Consider the following 18,583-nt stretch of genomic DNA (forward strand, 5'->3'; position numbering starts at 1 on the left):
GCGCATGTAAACCCTTTATTCTGGAGGCTCGATTGAGATTTCTGAAATATTTATTATCCTTCATATTTGTTCTTGTCCTTTCGATACTGGCATTTTCTTCATTTCTTATATTTAATACCGCACTGCCCGATGAGGCCTGGCTGGTTAGCTCGGCAAGAGAAATGAGTCAGGGCTTCAGCCTTATTCCAAGGCTTGGCGGATACATACTCGGAAACCAGAACCCCCTTGTGATTATGATCTATTCTGTGGCAGGGGGAGATTTGTTTGTTTCCAGACTGGGGACGGCTGCGCTTGGAATTCTAATGGGCCTTACAGTCATGTTTTTTGCCGGATACATGTGGAACCTGAAAACCGGAGTAATCTCATCAATTTTGACCGTTACAAGCCTCGGCATTATCTCGATATTCGGAAAGGCAGACCCTTCAGCCCTGCCGGTTATGACATCCGTCATATCTTTCATGATTTTTTCGGTGGTTTATCTGAGAAATCTAAGCAGGATCATATACATACCCGCATATATACTGGCAGTTGTTTCAATAATAACAGGCGGGCCTGTTTATCTGTTTTTCTTTCTTGTATCGGGTGTCCTTCTCATCCTTCTCGACCTTTCACCCAAAGAGCTTCTGAAAACAAAACCCATCGCCGCAGGTATTCTCTTTGCCGGTGGTTTAATTGCCGTATGTGCAGTCTACTGGTTGGGAGGCGGATGGAATTATATGAAAGGTGCGCTCTCACAGGGAACAAACCTGGGTTTCTTCAATTCACTCTGGCTGGTTTTCAAGAACTGTCTTCCGTGGATATTTCTTCTTGTACCTGCCTGGATATATTCAGCAAGGCCGGCAGAATTCATTATGTGGAGAGACCTTCTGCCTGCAAAGATTGCATTTTCAGCATGCCTCGTCATTCTATGGCTGTCAGGCAGATGCCCGGAGAGCTTTTCCGTTCTTGCCGCACCTTTTGTATCAATTATGATTGGAAACTGGGTGTCCGGCGGTGGTAAGGCCTTCGAGAAGTCAGGTAAAACCGGTCTGGTTTCATTTGCTGCCACTGCAATCATGGTCTTATTAATCCCGGCCACTTACATCATGAAGTTTCCATTTGGATCGCTTCATCCCGGAATGTTCGATGCCGGAATCATGCTGGCTCTGGCGGTCTGCAGTTCGGTAATTTTTTATGCGGCTTTGAAAAAACGTTACAGTGTTGCCATTGTTCTTGTCGTTATCGCTGTTTCAGCCATGACATGGCTCAGCCCTTATTATGAAACAAGGCTGAACAACCCGTCGGTTATCCTGTCATATTGTGCGAATCATAAGCCACTTATGGTCTTTGATGACGACCTTGTAATGAGAGGAAATCTTTCGGCCGTCCGCCCCGGTGTGGTTGGAAGGTGCTTTGTCCCGGTAGGTGGTGAAGCCTACATAGCTGCATCGACAAAAGACGCGGAAAAACTCCTGAAGGATATCAGGAAAAGCATGTCGGCTGAACTCAAGGCGAGACTTGATCTTGACAGGGCATATCTTCTTATAAGGGTCTGGCCAAAAAGGCTCAGTTAGAATTCAGACTGTCAAGCCTTGATTTGATCCTGGCTCTGGCTTCTGGTTTTTTAAGCATGGGCAAAACGGAATTGTAGGCTCTGGCGGCAATATCTTTCCTTCCCAGGCTCGTTGCTATCTCGGCAATCGAAACCAGAAATTCCGGGCGGCCTCTGGAAACTGCATAACCCCTTTCAAGCAGCCTGTCTGATTCGGTTTTATTTCCCATCTTGTTTGCGGCAAAGGAAAGCCTGGCAAGAACAAGTCCTTCATGGCCGGAACTCTTGATATTATAGCCGGACTCGATAAGCGTCAGATAGATGTTGCATGAGGTCTTCCAGTCGCCTTTCTGCCAGAAGCAGTTGGCAAGACCCATTTTCGCCCTGTCCATATCAGGACTCAGCTTGAGTGCCTCTTTGTAGTTATGTATCGCGTTGTCGTACTGGCCCATAAGCATCTGTGCAAGCGCCAGATTGGAGATGGCAAGATAGTCGTAAGGCAGGTTCCTGATCGCATTGACGCAAAGCTGCTGGGCTGCCTCATATCTGCCCTGTCCTATATATATTACAGAAAGATTAACACTGGCCGAGTTGGAGTTGGGAAACCTGACAACCGTGTTTTCCCACAGCGTCTGTGAATTCCGCCATATGAAGGTCTGCCTGCAGGTCATATAAGAATATGCGGAAACTATCATGGCGAATATGACAAAGGCGGCAAGTGCGGGAAGGTTCGGTGATAGTTTTTTGAAGTTTAAACGCTTAAACCGAAGGGAGGCAAGAAGATATCCCAGCAGGACACACCAGCTGAGCGAGGACAGGAATGCGTACCTGTCGGCAAGGGTCTGTGAAATCGGGAATATATGTGATACCGGCAGGATGAAGATGTAGTACCAAGCGATGAATATGAAGGCGACAAATCCTTTTTTTATGAGAAAGAAGATGGCCGATGAAACAAGCACAAGGTTGAGAAAAACGAACATCCAGGCATGCCAGTCCCTGACAGACGTATGGAGCTTGATCGGATAATCCGCCACGAAATCAATGTTGAATGCGATGAGCCTTATATACTCGATGCATATCTGGGATACGGCCAGCATGTTTTTTGCGAACGTTCCGCCATGATATGGCTTTACACCGCCCGCAGAGTAAATCATCTTCATGAACCAGAAGGTGAACGGCAGTATGAACAGAAGGATGAGCGCAAAGAAAATGGCCCTTCTTTTCCAGAAGCCCCTTTCCGGGTTGTACATTTGAATGGCAATATCGACTGCGAGCATGGCTGCTGGCAGTGCGATGGCGGTCGGTTTTGAAAGGACTGCCAGTATTAGCGCAACGGCGCTTGCTGTAAAATATGCCGGATGGCCCCTTCTCGCCTTTACGAAAGCCCACATGCTTAGCATGGTAAATAATCCGAGCAGCGGCTCTTTCCTTGCATATAGCCATGCAACAGTTTCCACATGCACCGGATGAACAGCAAATAATATTGTTGAAAGGGCTGAGGCGAGGAAGGCCGTTTTATCATCCTTTCCCAACGCCGAAAGCAGTTCATATAAGAACATGAAAACAGCAAGACACATAAAAAAATAGAGCAGAATGCTGTGGATATGCATTGCCAGGACAGGGTCTGAAGGAAGGATCGAATAGTCGATTACATACGACAGGTCGCGTACGGGCTGCCATGTGCCTGTGTCTGTAATAGTGAAAATTCTTCTGATATTGTCCATGGAGGGCGCATAATTCTGCGGATTTTCGATCAGGACCGGGTCATCCCAGTTCGTAGGCTTATTGTAGATAATATTGAAATAGAGCCCGAAAACAAGAATGCCAAGCAGAATCATAAAAGAGGTTCTTCTATGCTTTATCCCCATTCTTTTTAACTTTAGCATGCTGTACAGCCGTAAACAACCCTGATATACTCGATAACCATTCGGAGGAATTATGTTCGTATCACTGCAGATGAAAGGCTATGCGGAAAAATCGTCATGGATCAGGAAGATGTTCGAAGAGGGCGTAAGGCTTAAGCAGGAATTCGGGACGAACAACGTCTTTGACTTCAGCCTCGGAAATCCTGACGTACCGCCCAGGGAAGAGGTGCTGGCCGTAATAGAGCGGCTTGCCAGAGAGATGAACCATGGCTACATGCACAACGCGGGATACCCTCAGGTGAGGCACTGTATTGCGGAATTCGTCCGCCGCGAATATGGGGTTAATGTTTCCGGCGACGATATTATCATGACCTGCGGCGCGGGCGGGGCGATGAATGTCGTGCTGCGTTCGATACTCAATCCCGGCGATGAGGTCATAACACTTGCCCCTTATTTCGTAGAATATGGTTTTTATGTGGAGAACTTCGGCGGCAGACTCGTCGTTGTAAAGTGCAGTGAAGATTTCATGCCGGATATAACAAATATAAGAAAGGCAATAACAGAAAAAACAAAGGCGATAATAATCAACTCCCCCAACAATCCTTCAGGAAGGGTGTATCCCCAGTCCGTACTCGACGGGTTCAAGGGCCTGCTTGATGGATTTCCCGGCATACTGCTCATATCGGACGAGCCCTACAGGCGCATTGTCTTTGATAACATAAAGCTTCCATCCGTGCTGGCTACCGTGCCTAATTCGGTGGTGGTGACCTCCGCTTCGAAAGACCTTTCCCTTCCCGGCCAGCGCATAGGTTATATAGCGGTCAATCCGGGAATTCCCGAAAGGAAGGAACTGATCGATACGTTCATCATGGCGAACAGGATCCTTGGTTTCGTGAATGCCCCGGCAATCATGCAGATGGTTATGGCGGAATGCATCGACATGAACATTCATGTGGAAAACTACCAGAAGAGAAGAGACCTTATTACCGGTGTAATGGATGATGCAGGCCTGACCTATGCAAGACCCGAAGGCGCATTCTACCTTTTCGTGAAGTCGCCCATAGAGGACGATGTGGAGTTCTGCAGGGCGCTTGCCGGTGAAAAGATACTGGCAGTCCCGGGCACGGGCTTCGGCTGGCCCGGGTATGTGCGCTTTGCTTACTGCACTTCCGAGAGCGCAATAACAGGCATGGCGCCTGGACTTTTGAATGTTGTCGACAGGCTGAGGGGTTAGGCTGAGAAATCGGTTCCAGACGCTTGTATCGTTATCCGGAACGGATTCATCCGTCTTCACAAATAATCATGGCTAAAGACATATCCAGTATTAAATTTCTGCTGAGGGCATTCAGTCACAGGAATTACCGTCTTTTCTTTGCCGGTCAGGGGCTTTCGCTCATAGGCACATGGATGCAGCAGATTGCCATGGGATGGCTTGTTTACCGCATAACGGATTCGACCTTTTATCTGGGGCTTATTGGTTTCACCGGACAGGTGCCGATATTTGTTTTTGCATCGCTGGCCGGGGTATATGCCGACAGGCATAACCGCCGCAATATCCTTATGATTACTCAGATCGTTTCCATGCTGCAATCTCTTGCACTTACAATACTGACTTTTACCGGTATGGTGGGTGTCTGGCATCTGATTGTGTTGAGTTCGGTACTGGGAATTGCAAACGCCTTCGACATGCCTGCAAGACAGTCGTTTGTAATCGACATAGTCGAGGAGAAGGAAGACCTTGGCAATGCCATTGCCTTTAATTCATTCATGTTCAACGGCGCCCGCCTGGTAGGACCTTCGATTGCCGGGATTGTCATTGCGTATGCAGGGGAGGGCATGTGCTTTCTTGTCAATACATTAAGCTTCATGACAATAATATTCGCACTTCTTGCCATGAAGCTGTCGTTCAAGGAGAAAACAGCCGGAGACAAAAGCATATTGAAAGGGCTTGTTGAAGGATATACCTACTCATTCAGGCATATACCGATCAGGAATATACTTCTTCATCTCTGTATTATGAGTTTCATCGGCATGCCCGCCACGGTTCTGATGCCTTATTTTGCACGTGACCAGCTTCACGGCGGGCCGGGCACGCTGGGTCTTCTCTCATCTTTTTCAGGCCTCGGCGCGCTTATCGGCGTTTTATACCTTGCATCAAGGAAGGACACCTCCGGATTGACCAGGCTTATAGCAATAACTTCGGCAATATTCGGGATAGGTCTGGTGGGGTTTTCCTTTTCTGCATCATATATTCTATCAATGACTCTGGTTTTTTTCATGGGCTTCGGGATGATAGTACAGATGGCCTCCTGCAACACCATCCTTCAGACGGTTGTTCAGGAGGAGATGAGGGGAAGGGTAATGAGTCTTTATGCAATGGCCATAGCAGGCATGGTGCCTTTCGGGAGTCTTATCGTGGGCATGCTCTCATCAAAGCTCGGTTCGCCGTATACGGTTCTTATCTGCGGTTTATCCTGTGTCGCTGCGTCTATCCTTTTTTCAATCAGGTCCGGGCGCAAAGAAATTCATCGATGAAGGACTCATTTCTTTTGCATCACCTTGACCGTAACCGTATCCCCTTTTGCATCATGGATAAGGAGAGTCTGATTTTCAGTGTTCCGTTCTACCCTTCCTGATGACGTATCAACCAGGTACCCGTATGGATACTGGAAGCGCGGGACATATATCTCGGTCGGAGCCTTTATTTTATCATCTGGCCTGAAAGTGAAGGTGAACATTTTTTTCTTCAGATTGAAATTCATTGATAAGGGCGTGCCGCCTGTCCTGACTGCATAAGGCCTGCAGAACCCGGCAATTGCCCTGCCTCCTGAATCTATGTCAGATGGGTTATCCTGCTGATCGCGAGAGAATATCGAATTGTCCTCCTCGTTCCAGTTGTCGCCGTGAAGGTTGTTGTTGTCAGCGGTATATGTCCAGATTGTAGCGCTTGTGAGGTTTTGATCCATGGCCTGATAATATGAATCAAGCGCCTGTATGTGTTTTTTGTAGTTGCCCGTCCTGTATGCCTTTCCGTCGTAGAGCTTGTACATCAACCCGAATTCGCCGATGAGCGTGGGAGCGCCTCTCAGATTCTTTCTGCTGAATCCCTTGATATGAGCTATCTGGTTGGCCATGGATCTGAGGGCTCTCTTTCTGCCGATTACCAGTTTCTCCGTGTAAACATCTCCGGTGTACCACGGACTGAACTTGTTGCGGTAGACCATGAGCACATCATACCAGTGGCTTGCATTCACAATATTTCCGGCGTCATCAGGTCCCATGTCAGGGAAATCCTTGCCGGGAACCGCCTCAATGAATATGAATGCTTCAGGGCTCACGCTCCTTATTTCACGGGCGAACCTGTTTACGAAAGGCTTGATGCAGTCGTTTACGAAGCTTACCTTCCTGCCTTTTATCGTGTTGAAATAATCAGGCTTCAGGATTTTAGGTTTGCCGTCAACAATATCCCAGACGCCGTGCTCTTTCCATACGCATTCAAAGCCGTCCTTCCAGAGCCGCTCACCATAAGGATTGACCATGACTCTGCCTATTTTCTTCGAGCCGGTTATGTGCATCCTGTACCTGTCAACCTCTTGAGGGATGCCGTAAGCAGCTGCCATGGACTGAAGCGGATTGGGTGCAGCCTCGCCGATAAAGCGCATGTCGCCAAGGCCTGAGAGGTCCTTGAACTCGATATATCCGCATTGCGGTTCGTTGAGGCTTCCGTATCCCACTATATTCGGCAGGTCTTTCAGCCTTTCAGCCAGATGTTTGATCGCATTTATATAATGGCTCTGGAGGAATTCCTGCACGTTGACGCCTTCCACCATACGTTTCGGCGCAAATGCTTTCCCGCCGAAAAAAAGCGTGAACATGGTGCATGTGCCGAACTTGTAGTTGTTTGTGTCCCATATCATGTGAGGGATAGGGTTGCCGTGGATGTTGTGAACGAAGGCGGCACCCGTCTCATGCATTTTCGTTATGTCCATGCCAAGCATTTCCATTGTCCATGCGGGCGCTCCGTCACCACCCGTCCAGCGGCTCCAAACATCCTGGTGGGGGTCGATGAAAACGTTTATCCCGTACCCCGCCGCCTTTTCGAGGACGGCCCTTACATAGTCGATGTATGCCTCGTCATATATTCCGGGCCCTGCATGCTCGATGGCCTCCCAGGTGACGATGAAACGCTCGAACGTGAGACCCCAGTGTTTCAATCGCGCGAAATGCTCATCCGCCTTGCTCAGAGGGAAAGGCCTTCCCACGAATGATACGTCCCTGTAGTCGTAAAAGCCTTCCTTCATCCACGTCCCGCCGGGCTTTACCGGGATCTTGCTGCTGCCGCCGAGATTCACTCCTCTAAGCAGGAGTGTGCGTCCTTCGTCGTCCTTGAACCATTCACCGTCAATCTTCAAAATGGATTCTCCGTAGGATATAAAACATCTTCCGGTAAATTATAGAAGATATCTTTGATGCCCAGCATCTTGAGCGCTTCAAATATGGCCTTGCCTGCTGGCGCCTGTACGACTGCGGTGTGGTGCGGGAAGCGTTTTTCGATGAGCACATGGCGGTAGAACCGGGCCATTTCCTTTATGGCTATAACTGCAATTGAACCGAAGGAAGGGGTGTCGTGATCTATTATCTTGCCCTGAGCGATATAGGCGTTCAACTTTGCGTCCGCGGTTCCCTGAAGTCTGAATATGGTGGCCTTGCCGGGCGTCATCCTGCCTTCCATCGTGCCGCGGGTGATGTCGGGTTCCTTGCCGTTTTCAATGAGGCGATGCATGATGAGCTGATATTTAAGCTCCGGGTTTACGAGGCAGACCGAGGGCGTATTGCCGCAATGGAATCCCATGAACAAGTCTGTCAATTTGTATTTTTTAAGCGCCGGGGATTTCTTGTGCATCTGTGCCGGGATGGTGTTGTTGATGTCAAGAAGAGTGGCCGGCATGAGGCCTGCACAGAGAGCGATATATTCGCTCAGGGCTCCATAGATGTCCACCTCGCAGCTGACCGGTATGCCCTGCGCCGCTAGACGAGAGTTTATGTAGCAGGGGACAAATCCGAAGAACCTCTCGAATGCGGGCCAGCACTTGTTTGCGAATACGCCGTATGAGCTTGCGCCCAGATTCCTGTCCATGAATTCGAGCAGTGCCGCCTCATATCTTGCCAGCTTCGGCAGCAGGTCAGGGTAGGGGAATGATGCAATTTCCTTTTTCATGGATGATTCTATTTTTTTTACCAGAGGGCTGTTCTTTGTGTCTTCGTATGCCTCAAGAAGGTCGAGTTCGCTGTTTTCCATGACCTCTATGCCGAGGTCGTAAAGCGGTTTGATCGGTGCGTTGCAGGCAAGGAAGTCCTGAGGCCTGGGACCGAATGTGAAAATTTTCAGATATTTAAGACCGAGCATTACTCTGGCGATGGGTATGAAATCTGCAATCATCCCGCTTACTTCAGAGGGGGTTCCGACAGGATATTCCGGGATATAAGGCCTCAGTCCTCTCAGTCCGAGATTATACGACGCGTTCAGCATTCCGCAGTATGCATCACCCCTGCCTCCCATAAGATCGCCGTCTTCGGCCGCCGCTACGAACATGACCGGGCCGTCGAAGCGCTGTGCGAGAAGGGTTTCAGGGCCTTCAGGGCCAAAGTTTCCGAGATAGACTATGAGGGCATTGACGCCAGATTCAATTAATTCGTCTTCGGCCTTGACTATGTCGTTTTCGGTCTCAACTATCGTGCCGATCTTCTTTATTTTAAGGCCTGACGCAGTGCAGTACTTATGAACCTCATCCCTGCGCCTCCTTGAGAGTTCAAGTGGAAAACAGTTTCTGCTCACAGCGACGATGCCAGGTACAACAATGGGTATGTTTTTCATTTGAAAAACCTCCTGCTGAAATTGTTTCAGACATTTATTTTCCCCATTGTCTTGGATGTCAAGAGAAAGGAACCATGAGAAAGGATAAAATATATTCATAAAGTAAGGGCGACAAGTTGCACATGGTTTCACTCTGGCATGGCGGAATTTGATGTACACATTTCGGAACTATGTGTCTAAGCAATAGAACCCTACATATCACACAACGATTTCTCGCCATTGACAAGACCATTAACCTGCTGATATTTTACCTTTTACCCTGCTGCGGATTCAAGGGAACCCGGTGAGATTCCGGGACGGGGCCCGCCGCTGTAAACGGGGACGGAAAGGCAAAATAAAACGCCACTGTTGATGTAAAACGAGTACATTTTGTTTTACAACAGGCCGTCAGAACAAAGCAGAACGCGGAGCGACGAAATCGAGGAATGAGGCGTACTTTTAGCGTACGCCGTAATGACGAGATGATGAGCGACAAAGTTATGCGCAGTTATCACGGCCTGTACTAATGGGAAGGCGATGCCTTAATGAACATTCCGGACGATCCGTAAGTCAGAAGACCTATCCGCAGGAATGAAAGGCTTTATCCGTCGTGCTCAGGATGATTGACCTTTTGGGGAAAGAAAAACCCCAATGAAGAAATTTGTTTTAACCATTTTTATATTGTTTGTCATTTTCGGAGCAGGTAAGCTCCGCGCCGATACGATTTATGTCATTTCAAATCCCGATAAGGAAGATACCGATGAAATTGCCGAAGAGCCTTCAGCCTTCGGCCAGTCCATAGATACTGAAAAACTTTCAGACAGGTATTCCACGACCGAAGATGTACTTGACCGGGCGGCAGGTGCGAATGTCCGCTCCATGGGAGGCCTCGGCAGCTATTCCAGCATTACCATGCGCGGGGCCGGGTCGAACCAGTGCCTCGTGCTGCTGGACGGACAGCGCCTCAACTCGCCTGCAGGAGGCGGGGTCGACCTTTCAAAGCTTCCCCTTTCTCAGGTCGAAAGGATAGACATAATACGGGGCAGCGATTCCGCGCTTTACGGCGAGAGCGCCATGGGCGGGATTGTTAACATCATCACAAAAGACTCTTCTGGAAAACCCCAGGCCGATGCTGCCCTGACCTACGGCTCTTATGAGACATGGGACGGCCGCGCCGGCGCCTCGGTCCCGGTTGGCGATCATCTGGGTATAAATGCAAATATCTCCGGCAGAAAATCCGACAGTGATTTCACCTACATCAACAACAACGGCACCGAATATGATGATTCCGACGATTTCGAGGATGTCAGGCGCAATAACGCCTTCAAGGAGTTTTCATGCATGGGAAAGGTAAATGCAAAAGGCGACATCTGGAAGGCGTCATTCTCAGGCGCAGGCAGCACATCGAGCAAACAGATTCCCGGCATTATAACCAACCCCACGCCGAATGCATGGCAGGATTTCCGGTTCAACAGCTTGAACCTCCTGGGAAGTATAAAGGCAGGAAAGCTGGACCTGGACCTTAATGCAGGAAGGGTATGGCAGCATGACAAATATAATGATCCTGACGCGCCTCTTTTTGCGGACACATTGAGCACGACATATCAGGGAAATCTCAGCGCTGCTTACCCGATAGGGCCTGTAAGGGTCAAGCCCGGGATTTCATATCTATATGAAAATATGGATGACAATATGGTCGGCGATAAGAACAGGACTACCGAATCGGGAATCCTGAGCGCCGAATACAGCCCCTGGCAGCTCGATTTGTATGCAAGTCTGCGCTATGACAACCCTTCTTCATTTTCAGGGGAATGGCTTTACCGCCTGGGCGCCGTTTGGAATGCCGCCGATTTTGTGAAACTGAAGGCCAATGCAGGGACCGGTTACAGGGTTCCCGGATTTTATGAGCTTTACTATAACCACGGTTTTATTGTGGGCAATCCCGAGCTTACGCCTGAAAAGTCATTCAGCTTCGATATCGGGCCTGTGGTCGAATTCTGGAAGCTGTCGGTTTCTCTCAACTATTTCGATCAGCGCTACACCGACCAGATCGTATACGTTCTACAGTCAGGCCTTTACTACAAACCTTACAACGACAGCCGTTCAAAGGCTCAAGGAATCGAACTTTCCGTTGTCTTCAAGGCGTTTGACTGGTGTACGCTGAGCGGAAATTATACATATAACAGGGCAATCGACACATCCGGAGAACCCAATAAGGACGGAAATCAGATACCCGGCCAGCCCAGGAACATCGCAAATATTCAGGTGGATTTCGATTATAAAATAAAGGGAATCGGTGTTGGTGCCTGGGCCTCCTACAACTATACCGAGGGGAATTTCGTTACATGGGCGAACACCAAGAAGCTTTCCGACCGCAACATATTCAACCTCGGGATAAAGGCGGGTCCGTACAAACATGTGAGCGTAAGCGCAGAGGTAAAGAATCTGACCGATGAACAGGCCGTGGACTTGAGGGGGTTCCCGCTTGAAGGCAGGACGTTCTATGCGACTGCAAGTATGGTGTTTTAAGAATCTGGAGGGATTATGAAAAGACTTTGTATCGGCATATTTCTTGTGGTTCTTCTCGCATTCTCATATGGGTGCGACAAGGCGGGAACGAACGCGGAGATCGTAAGCGATTCAATCGACAGTTCGGTGGATTTGTCCCGGAGCCTTATCATTGTGAACTCGCTTGCAGAAACACTTTCAATCCTTGATGACAACAGCCATATTCACAACAACATTCAGCTCACAGGGGCGGCGCCCAACTCGATTCTTTACGAAAAGCCTTATGTGTACATAGTGAATTCCTTGAGCAACTCGATTCTGGTTCTGAAAGACAGCGACTTGTCGGTGGCGGCCGAGGTTTCCGTCGGCAAGAACAAAAATCCCATGTATGCGGCGTCTATCGGAAATAACCAGCTGGCAGTCAGCTGTTTTATTTCTCACTCGCTGGAGATTCTCGACATCAGTCAGAAGAAGGTTACAGCAAGCATTGACCTCTCCGGCATACCGCTGCCAAGCGATGTTGCCGGGATTACAGGCAGAAGCTATCCGGAGGGCGTGGCCGTGTCGGGAGGAAGGATATTTGTAGCGCTGTCCAATCTGACAGATTATTACGGCGGACTGACAGCTGCGGGTTCGGGAGTTGTTGCGGTTTTTGATGCAAAGACACTTGAAAGCCTTGGGACAGTTGAACTCGAAGGTGCAGACCCGGTTGACGTCAAGAATCTTGGCGGCAAGATACTTATCGCATGCGCCGGGCACTATATGGGAGATATTACCAAACCTCAGAGCAGTGGATTCGAGGGAGACGGCACAATCGAAATAATCGATGCCCAAACCCTTAAACTGGAAAAGTCGTATCGTCTTTCGGCTGCACCTTTTTCCTTCAGCGTGTCGGAATCGGGAATACTATATGCGACAAACGCAATAGGAGGAAACATCCCGAGGATTGATTTGTCAAAAGGAGCCGTCGATTACCTTGCCGTTGAAAGCTCATACATATCGTCGGTACTGTGTGCAAAGGACGTGCTTTACGTCCTTGACTTCTCGAAAGACGCCCTTTTCGTGCTTGACACTTCGGGTTCAATGAAAGCCAGATACACGGCAGGTGATGGTCCCATAGCCATGCTCTCGATTGCCGGTGTGAGTGCTGAATATGTTATAATCCCTGAAATTGCCGTGTATCCCGAAATAGCCTCGCCGGGGATAGATATCTCTTTTAACGCATCGGGCAGTATTGTCCCGGAAGGGATATATACCTATACCTGGGATTTCGGTGACGGGCAGACGGCAGCCGGGCCATCGGTATCGCATGCCTATGAGACCGCCGGCGCCTATTCCGTGACACTAACGATTGAAGGGGATGCGGGCACCGCCATAGAAACATGTATCGTAACGATCGTTGCTTCTTCGCCGTTTGCGACCATGATGTGTGCGTATAATCCTGCTCCAGGACAGTTTGTGAACGATCCCCAATACAACGATCCCGCCAAGGCCCTGGGACAGCCAAAAGGCGGACGGACCCCGCTTCAGCCTGACAACTCCTCAATTGTAAGCCTGGGCGGTTTCGGCGGCTCTATTACACTGGCTTTTGATCACCGCGTTATGGACAATCCCGGCGGATACGACTTCATTGTGTTCGGAAACGCCCAGTACAGCGGAGCGCCCCTGCGCTTTGTAGAACCCGGCGTCGTTGAGATCAGCGAAGACGGTTTTACATGGTTTCTTATCCCCGGTTCACACCTGAGAGCACCCTTTGAGCGGATTACCAAGACCTATTCAAACGGACAGGTCTTTTCAGCCTATCAACTTCCCGCCGATACACAGGACGGCATTGTTAATGGCAAGTATACACTGTGGGGTTATGCCGATCTCAGTCCTGTACTTGCACTTCCTGACATGGCCGATCCCGCAAGGTATTTTACCATCCCGGACGATCCGATCCTGACTGGCATTGATACAGGAACGTGCGGCGGCGACGCCTTTGACATCGCATGGGCTGTTGATCCCCGTACCGGGACGGCAGCAAACCTGAGCGGTTTCCGGTATATCCGTATCACGACTGGTGTTGACCGCAATCTCGGCGGCTCCCTGGGCGAACTGTCAACCGAGATCGACGCGGTGGCGGACATTGCTCTGGAGTAAATATGATGAAGCAGATAACTAAATCAATAGAGGAGGTTTCAGTATGAAACGCATGGCAAGTATTTTTCTGGTTCTGATCATCGGGTTTGGATTAACCGCTTGCTTTCCGAAGGCAAAAGCAGGTGCGGACAAACAGATACTGAGCGATCTTTCCGTCACGCTTGACGGCTCTGGCTCCACTGTCCTGTTGGGGAAGATCAATACATACACCTGGGATTTCGGGGACGGTACACAGGCAACCGGGGCAGTGGTAACACATAAATATTCAGCAGCAGGTAATTACACGGTCACCCTTACCATTTTGGACAATACAAAGCAAAAATCAACTGACACCGCTACGGTGCAGGTTGTCACCTGGGACACCCTTGCCACGCCGTTAACCGCCGACGGGCACATAATTGAAGCCCCGCTTATAGATTTCCTCCCGGACGGTCGTATGATCGTAGCTGAAGGCAACAGTTCCACCGAAATCGAGATCGCGGTGGAGACTGCAGCCGGAAACAAGGAATTCAAATATCTGACGAGTTTGACAACTGAGAGCGTGCCGCCTCTGGTGGAGTACATGACCTATGGCAGCTTCATCAAGGTCGTGGATGCCGATACCGTTCTGGTAGGCGCGAGCGAGTATATCTACGAGATTAAATTAAACCCCGTGAACGTCATTCTTCTGGCCGAGATCGGCAACTGTGATGCGGTCTTGTTCGAAAACGCATTGTATGTAACGCGTTCGGAGTATAATCCGGACTGGTCGTCCACCAGCTATGTAAGCCGCATCGATCTGGATAATCCGTCTATCCATGTTGATCTCATTACCGGTATCACCGGTGCCTCGGCTGGTGTATGTACTGACGATGAAGGGAACATCTATACCGGTAACGGATATACCAATTACGGTCTGGATGAAACAGGCCTGATCAAACGGTTTGCAATTGCCGACCTGCCGCTGTCATGGTCAGCCGGAACCGGCGTCGGCGATGTCTTGAGCGCAGGCAGCCTGATATGGGCCGGTAGCGGGATAATTCTTGTCGGCGGTGGAGATACCTTTGGCAGCAGCGGTGACTTCAACTATTTCACTGCCCTTGATACGACAACGGGCACCAAGCTCTGGGAACTTGATCCCGATCCAGCCGGAAGTTCTTACTATAAGCTTAATGCAAATGCAGGCCGTTTCGCTGCAAGCATCTGGAATTATACACCTCACAACGGGACGATCTTCCTGCTGCCATACGCTGCGCTTGGCTTCTAATTTGAAATGATTATTGAAGGGGGGGGTATTACTTCCCCTCTCTTTTTCGAGATGCTGCCATCGACGATATTTTTCTTTATCGCATTCAGCCTGATACTGGCCACCAAACATCTTATGCTGAGCGAATACGGCATACCATGGACGGGATTCGGTAAGTCAGTAATCGGGGCTTTGCTGGTCGGCAAAGTGGTTCTTATCGTTGACAAGTTGCCTTTCGTGAACAGGTTCCCCGAAAAGCCTCTTATCTATAATACTATTTTAAAAAAAGATATTGACACAAACGAGCGTTTCTATGTATAGAAACATAATTATGAAGAATACTCTTATTATCAGCAATGGAAACTGGTGGCCCTGGTGTCATGGGGGGGACCGGGCTATGCCCTGAGGGGGTTGCTGATGCAGCCTTGAAAAAGGGTGGCAGGCCTCGGTGCCTGCCACCCTTTATTTTTATAAAAAAGGAAAAGACATGAAAAAGAACATCAGAATTGCAAGGGACATCAAGGACAGGGGAGTCGTCGTCATAAAGCGGCTTACATGCGACACGCTGACTCCGGTCGGCGCGTACACGGCTATGGTTGGTGAAGGAGACGGCTTCCTGCTGGAATCTCTGCCGGGCTCTTTCAGCTTTCTGGGCAGGTTCGCACGGGACAGCATAGTCCCGGTGCTAGAGCATGATGATCCTTGGTCATTGGCGCCGACGCACGGAATGCTCGAGTTTGATTCGAACTGCCTCCCGCCATTCATAGGCGGATACCTTGGATATATCGGTTACGATATGGTGCGCGGAATAGAGGTTCTGCCGAGGCCCGGGATACCTTCGGGATTTCCTGACGCCATACTCGGCAAGGTCGATACGGTTCTCATATTCGACCACCTGGCTCAGGAGATGTCGCTGCTGCATACGATCCCGGAAGGTGATGTGAAGGATGAAGATGCGATAAAACGTGCCGAGGCGGAATTTGAAAGCATAGAGGAAACGCTTTATTCGGTAAAATCCAAACCCTTTGACATACCCGGGCCCTGCCGGATAGTTGAGGCCTCGATCAGCGAAACCGGCTTCATCGATGCCGTGAAAGAGGCGAGACAGCATATACTTGACGGCGATATAATTCAGGTAGTCCTTTCAAGAAGGCTCAAGCTCGATGCGAAGTGCGAAACCTTCGATACCTATCGCAGGCTAAGGCGCATCAATCCATCAACATATATGTTCTATATGAAGATGGGAGATGTCACGCTGATCGGCTCATCTCCCGAGGTGATGGTAGAACTCAAGGGTGATTCCATAATGACCCTGCCTATTGCCGGCACGAGACCCAGGGGTATCAGCGAGGAAGATGATGAAAGGCTTGCGGCCGAGCTTCTGGCGGATGAAAAAGAACGCGCAGAACATCTGATGCTTCTGGACCTTGCAAGAAACGATGTGGGCAGGGTGGCTCGCCCCGGAACGGTCAAGGTTGATTACCAGTATAGAATCAAACACTATTCCCATGTCATGCATATCGTTTCCTGCGTCAAAGGAAAGAAACTCGGCGACATGAGCAATGTCGATGTGCTCAAGGCGTGTTTTCCGGCGGGTACGGTATCAGGTGCGCCGAAGGTAAGGGCCATGGAGATAATTGACGAACTCGAAGGCATGTGCCGGGGACCGTATGCAGGTGCGGTTGGCTATCTTTCCTATAACGGCAACATGGATACTGGAATCACGATTCGGACGATATTTGTCAAAAACGGCGAATATTATCTTCAGGCAGGTGCAGGTATAGTCTGGGATTCGGTGCCTGAAAAAGAGCTCAGAGAGATTGAAAACAAGCTGCGCGCATTGAGCACGGCGCTAGGAGGCATATCATGATATTGATGATTGACAACTTTGATTCGTTTACATTCAACATTGTACAGGCTGCGGCAACCTTTGGCGAAGAAATTGTCGTAAGGCGTAACAATGCGGTTAGCATTGCAGGTATAAGAGAGATGAATCCCCTGGGCATTATCATTTCTCCCGGCCCCGGTGCGCCGGAATCAGCCGGAATTTCACTCGATGTCATTCGCAGCTTTTACAGGGACATCCCGATTTTCGGGGTATGCCTGGGGCATCAGTGCATATATGAGGCATTCGGCGGACGAATCATTCATGCAAAAAGCGTTATGCACGGCAAGCTCTCGACGATCATGCATGACGGTACAGGGCTTTTTGAAGGTCTGCCGCAAACATTCAGGGCGGTGAGATACCATTCTCTTGCAGGGGATACCTCGACTCTTCCATCTGAACTTCGGGTGTGCGCCCTGTCGGATGACGGCGAGATCATGGGCATTGCACACAGAAATTATCCGGTTTACGGTGTGCAGTTTCATCCTGAATCGATTGCAACGGAAAAGGGCGTCGACATAATAAGGCGCTTTACGGAAACGACACACAGGAGGGATTCATGAAAGACTACATCGAGAAGCTGCTGTCAGGGAAAGACCTGAGTGAAGATGAGATCGAAACCGCATTCGAACAGATAATGACAGGAAAGGCCGATGATATGGAAATCGCCGCATTTCTTGTGGCCTTGCGTGCAAAGGCCGAGAGTCCCGAGGAGATAGCGGGTGCCGCCAGGGTGATGCGTTCAAAGGTCAACAGGGTCAATGTCGGAACAGATGTTATCGATACATGCGGAACCGGCGGCGACGGCGCAAGGACTTTCAACATATCTACAGCCGTGGCTTTTGTCCTTGCGGGTGCAGGGTATAAGGTGGCCAAACACGGCAACCGTTCGGTAAGTTCGTCGTCGGGCAGTGCTGACTGTCTTGAGGCGCTTGGCGTTCCTATCAACCTGGGACCGGAAGATGCTGCAAAGGCCATAAGCGAGAAAGGTTTTGCGTTCCTGTTTGCGCCCAACTACCACCCGAGCATGAAATACGCCATGCCTGCCAGAAAAAAACTGGGCATACGGACAATATTCAACGTGCTCGGGCCGCTTACAAACCCGGCATTTGCATCGCATCAGGTTATAGGGGTGTTTTCCAAAGGGCTTGTAACGCCTATTGCCGATGTCCTTAAGATGCTCGGTTTAAAAGCAGCGATGGTGGTTAACAGCGGCATGGATGAGGTATCGATTTCAGGGCCGACCGATTATGCGCTGCTGAAGGGAGGAGAAGTCATTACAGGGACAGTCACCCCTGAAGACGCCGGGGTTGCAAGATCATCTATAGATGCCCTTGTCGTAAAAAATGCAGCCGAGTCTGCTAAAATAATTGAAGATGTGTTTGCAGGAAAAGTTGACGGGCCATGCCTCGATGCGGTTCTGATAAATTCGGCGGCGGCCTTTATCGTGCTTGATGAGGCCCGTGATTTCAGAGAAGGAGTGGACAAGGCAGGTGTTGTTATAAAAGAGGGTCTGGCATTTAAGGCTCTTAACAGGGCAAGGGGCCATTAGTTGCGACCCATGCTTGAGAAG

13 protein-coding genes and 1 riboswitch are annotated in these 18,583 nt (G+C 49.7%); of the genes, 10 read left to right on the forward strand and 3 right to left on the reverse strand.

What is annotated here, in order from left to right:
- Positions 1-32: 32 nt before the first annotated feature.
- Complete coding sequence (locus VIS94_03665) at positions 33-1,553, forward strand: hypothetical protein (GenBank protein HEY9160166.1); 1,521 nt, start codon at positions 33-35, stop codon at positions 1,551-1,553.
- Here VIS94_03665 and VIS94_03670 read toward each other — a convergent pair.
- Positions 1,546-3,369: a tetratricopeptide repeat protein gene (locus VIS94_03670; GenBank protein HEY9160167.1), complete on the reverse strand. Its 1,824-nt coding sequence runs from the start codon at positions 3,367-3,369 to the stop codon at positions 1,546-1,548. The genes VIS94_03665 and VIS94_03670 overlap by 8 nt on opposite strands.
- Positions 3,370-3,469: 100 nt before the next feature.
- Here VIS94_03670 and VIS94_03675 point away from each other — a divergent pair, with 100 nt between their 5' ends.
- Together VIS94_03675 and VIS94_03680 are read left to right on the forward strand one after the other, a co-directional pair.
- Entirely contained in the window at positions 3,470-4,630 is a 1,161-nt protein-coding gene (locus tag VIS94_03675) for a pyridoxal phosphate-dependent aminotransferase (GenBank protein HEY9160168.1), read from the forward strand.
- Positions 4,631-4,698: 68 nt separating this feature from the next.
- Positions 4,699-5,931 (forward strand): MFS transporter, encoded by a 1,233-nt coding sequence (locus VIS94_03680; protein HEY9160169.1) that lies wholly within the window; start codon positions 4,699-4,701, stop codon positions 5,929-5,931.
- 5 nt (positions 5,932-5,936) lie between these two features.
- Here the strand turns inward: VIS94_03680 and VIS94_03685 are convergent, their stop codons facing one another.
- Both VIS94_03685 and VIS94_03690 read right to left on the reverse strand, forming a co-directional pair.
- Entirely contained in the window at positions 5,937-7,808 is a 1,872-nt protein-coding gene (locus VIS94_03685) for a cellulase family glycosylhydrolase (protein ID HEY9160170.1), read from the reverse strand.
- Positions 7,805-9,271, reverse strand: coding sequence for a fucose isomerase (locus VIS94_03690; protein ID HEY9160171.1), 1,467 nt, complete (start codon positions 9,269-9,271; stop codon positions 7,805-7,807). The genes VIS94_03685 and VIS94_03690 overlap by 4 nt, the downstream gene beginning before the upstream one ends.
- 223 nt (positions 9,272-9,494) lie before the next feature.
- Positions 9,495-9,852: riboswitch (cobalamin riboswitch) on the forward strand.
- 49 nt (positions 9,853-9,901) lie between these two features.
- Here VIS94_03690 and VIS94_03695 point away from each other — a divergent pair.
- From VIS94_03695 to trpD, 7 genes are all read left to right on the forward strand, one after another.
- Positions 9,902-11,779: a TonB-dependent receptor gene (locus VIS94_03695; protein ID HEY9160172.1), complete on the forward strand. Its 1,878-nt coding sequence runs from the start codon at positions 9,902-9,904 to the stop codon at positions 11,777-11,779.
- Positions 11,780-11,794: 15 nt separating this feature from the next.
- Positions 11,795-13,900 (forward strand): PKD domain-containing protein, encoded by a 2,106-nt coding sequence (locus tag VIS94_03700; protein HEY9160173.1) that lies wholly within the window; start codon positions 11,795-11,797, stop codon positions 13,898-13,900.
- A 43-nt stretch (positions 13,901-13,943) separates the two neighbouring features.
- Positions 13,944-15,146, forward strand: coding sequence for a PKD domain-containing protein (locus VIS94_03705; protein ID HEY9160174.1), 1,203 nt, complete (start codon positions 13,944-13,946; stop codon positions 15,144-15,146).
- 6 nt (positions 15,147-15,152) lie between these two features.
- Complete coding sequence (locus VIS94_03710; GenBank protein ID HEY9160175.1) at positions 15,153-15,446, forward strand: hypothetical protein; 294 nt, start codon at positions 15,153-15,155, stop codon at positions 15,444-15,446.
- Positions 15,447-15,612: 166 nt separating this feature from the next.
- Entirely contained in the window at positions 15,613-16,995 is a 1,383-nt protein-coding gene (locus VIS94_03715) for an anthranilate synthase component I family protein (GenBank protein ID HEY9160176.1), read from the forward strand.
- Positions 16,992-17,573, forward strand: coding sequence for an aminodeoxychorismate/anthranilate synthase component II (locus tag VIS94_03720; GenBank protein HEY9160177.1), 582 nt, complete (start codon positions 16,992-16,994; stop codon positions 17,571-17,573). The genes VIS94_03715 and VIS94_03720 overlap by 4 nt, the downstream gene beginning before the upstream one ends.
- Entirely contained in the window at positions 17,570-18,562 is a 993-nt protein-coding gene (trpD, locus tag VIS94_03725) for an anthranilate phosphoribosyltransferase (protein ID HEY9160178.1), read from the forward strand. The genes VIS94_03720 and trpD overlap by 4 nt, the downstream gene beginning before the upstream one ends.
- The last annotated feature ends 21 nt before the right edge of the window (positions 18,563-18,583 follow it).

This window comes from Desulfomonilia bacterium (assembly GCA_036567785.1).
Classification (GTDB): Bacteria; Desulfobacterota; Desulfomonilia; order UBA1062; family UBA1062; genus DATCTV01.

Bases quoted from the DNA above. Each gene is read 5' to 3' on its own strand.
- VIS94_03695 (HEY9160172.1), top strand. From the start codon at position 9,902: ATGAAGAAATTTGTTTTAACCATTTTTATATTGTTTGTCATTTTCGGA.
- VIS94_03705 (HEY9160174.1), top strand. From the start codon at position 13,944: ATGAAACGCATGGCAAGTATTTTTCTGGTTCTGATCATCGGGTTTGGA.
- VIS94_03715 (HEY9160176.1), top strand. From the start codon at position 15,613: ATGAAAAAGAACATCAGAATTGCAAGGGACATCAAGGACAGGGGAGTC.
- VIS94_03680 (HEY9160169.1), top strand. From the start codon at position 4,699: ATGGCTAAAGACATATCCAGTATTAAATTTCTGCTGAGGGCATTCAGT.
- VIS94_03710 (HEY9160175.1), top strand. From the start codon at position 15,153: ATGATTATTGAAGGGGGGGGTATTACTTCCCCTCTCTTTTTCGAGATG.
- VIS94_03700 (HEY9160173.1), top strand. From the start codon at position 11,795: ATGAAAAGACTTTGTATCGGCATATTTCTTGTGGTTCTTCTCGCATTC.
- VIS94_03720 (HEY9160177.1), top strand. From the start codon at position 16,992: ATGATATTGATGATTGACAACTTTGATTCGTTTACATTCAACATTGTA.
- VIS94_03675 (HEY9160168.1), top strand. From the start codon at position 3,470: ATGTTCGTATCACTGCAGATGAAAGGCTATGCGGAAAAATCGTCATGG.
- VIS94_03670 (HEY9160167.1), bottom strand. From the start codon at position 3,369: ATGATTCTGCTTGGCATTCTTGTTTTCGGGCTCTATTTCAATATTATC.
- trpD (HEY9160178.1), top strand. From the start codon at position 17,570: ATGAAAGACTACATCGAGAAGCTGCTGTCAGGGAAAGACCTGAGTGAA.
- VIS94_03690 (HEY9160171.1), bottom strand. From the start codon at position 9,271: ATGAAAAACATACCCATTGTTGTACCTGGCATCGTCGCTGTGAGCAGA.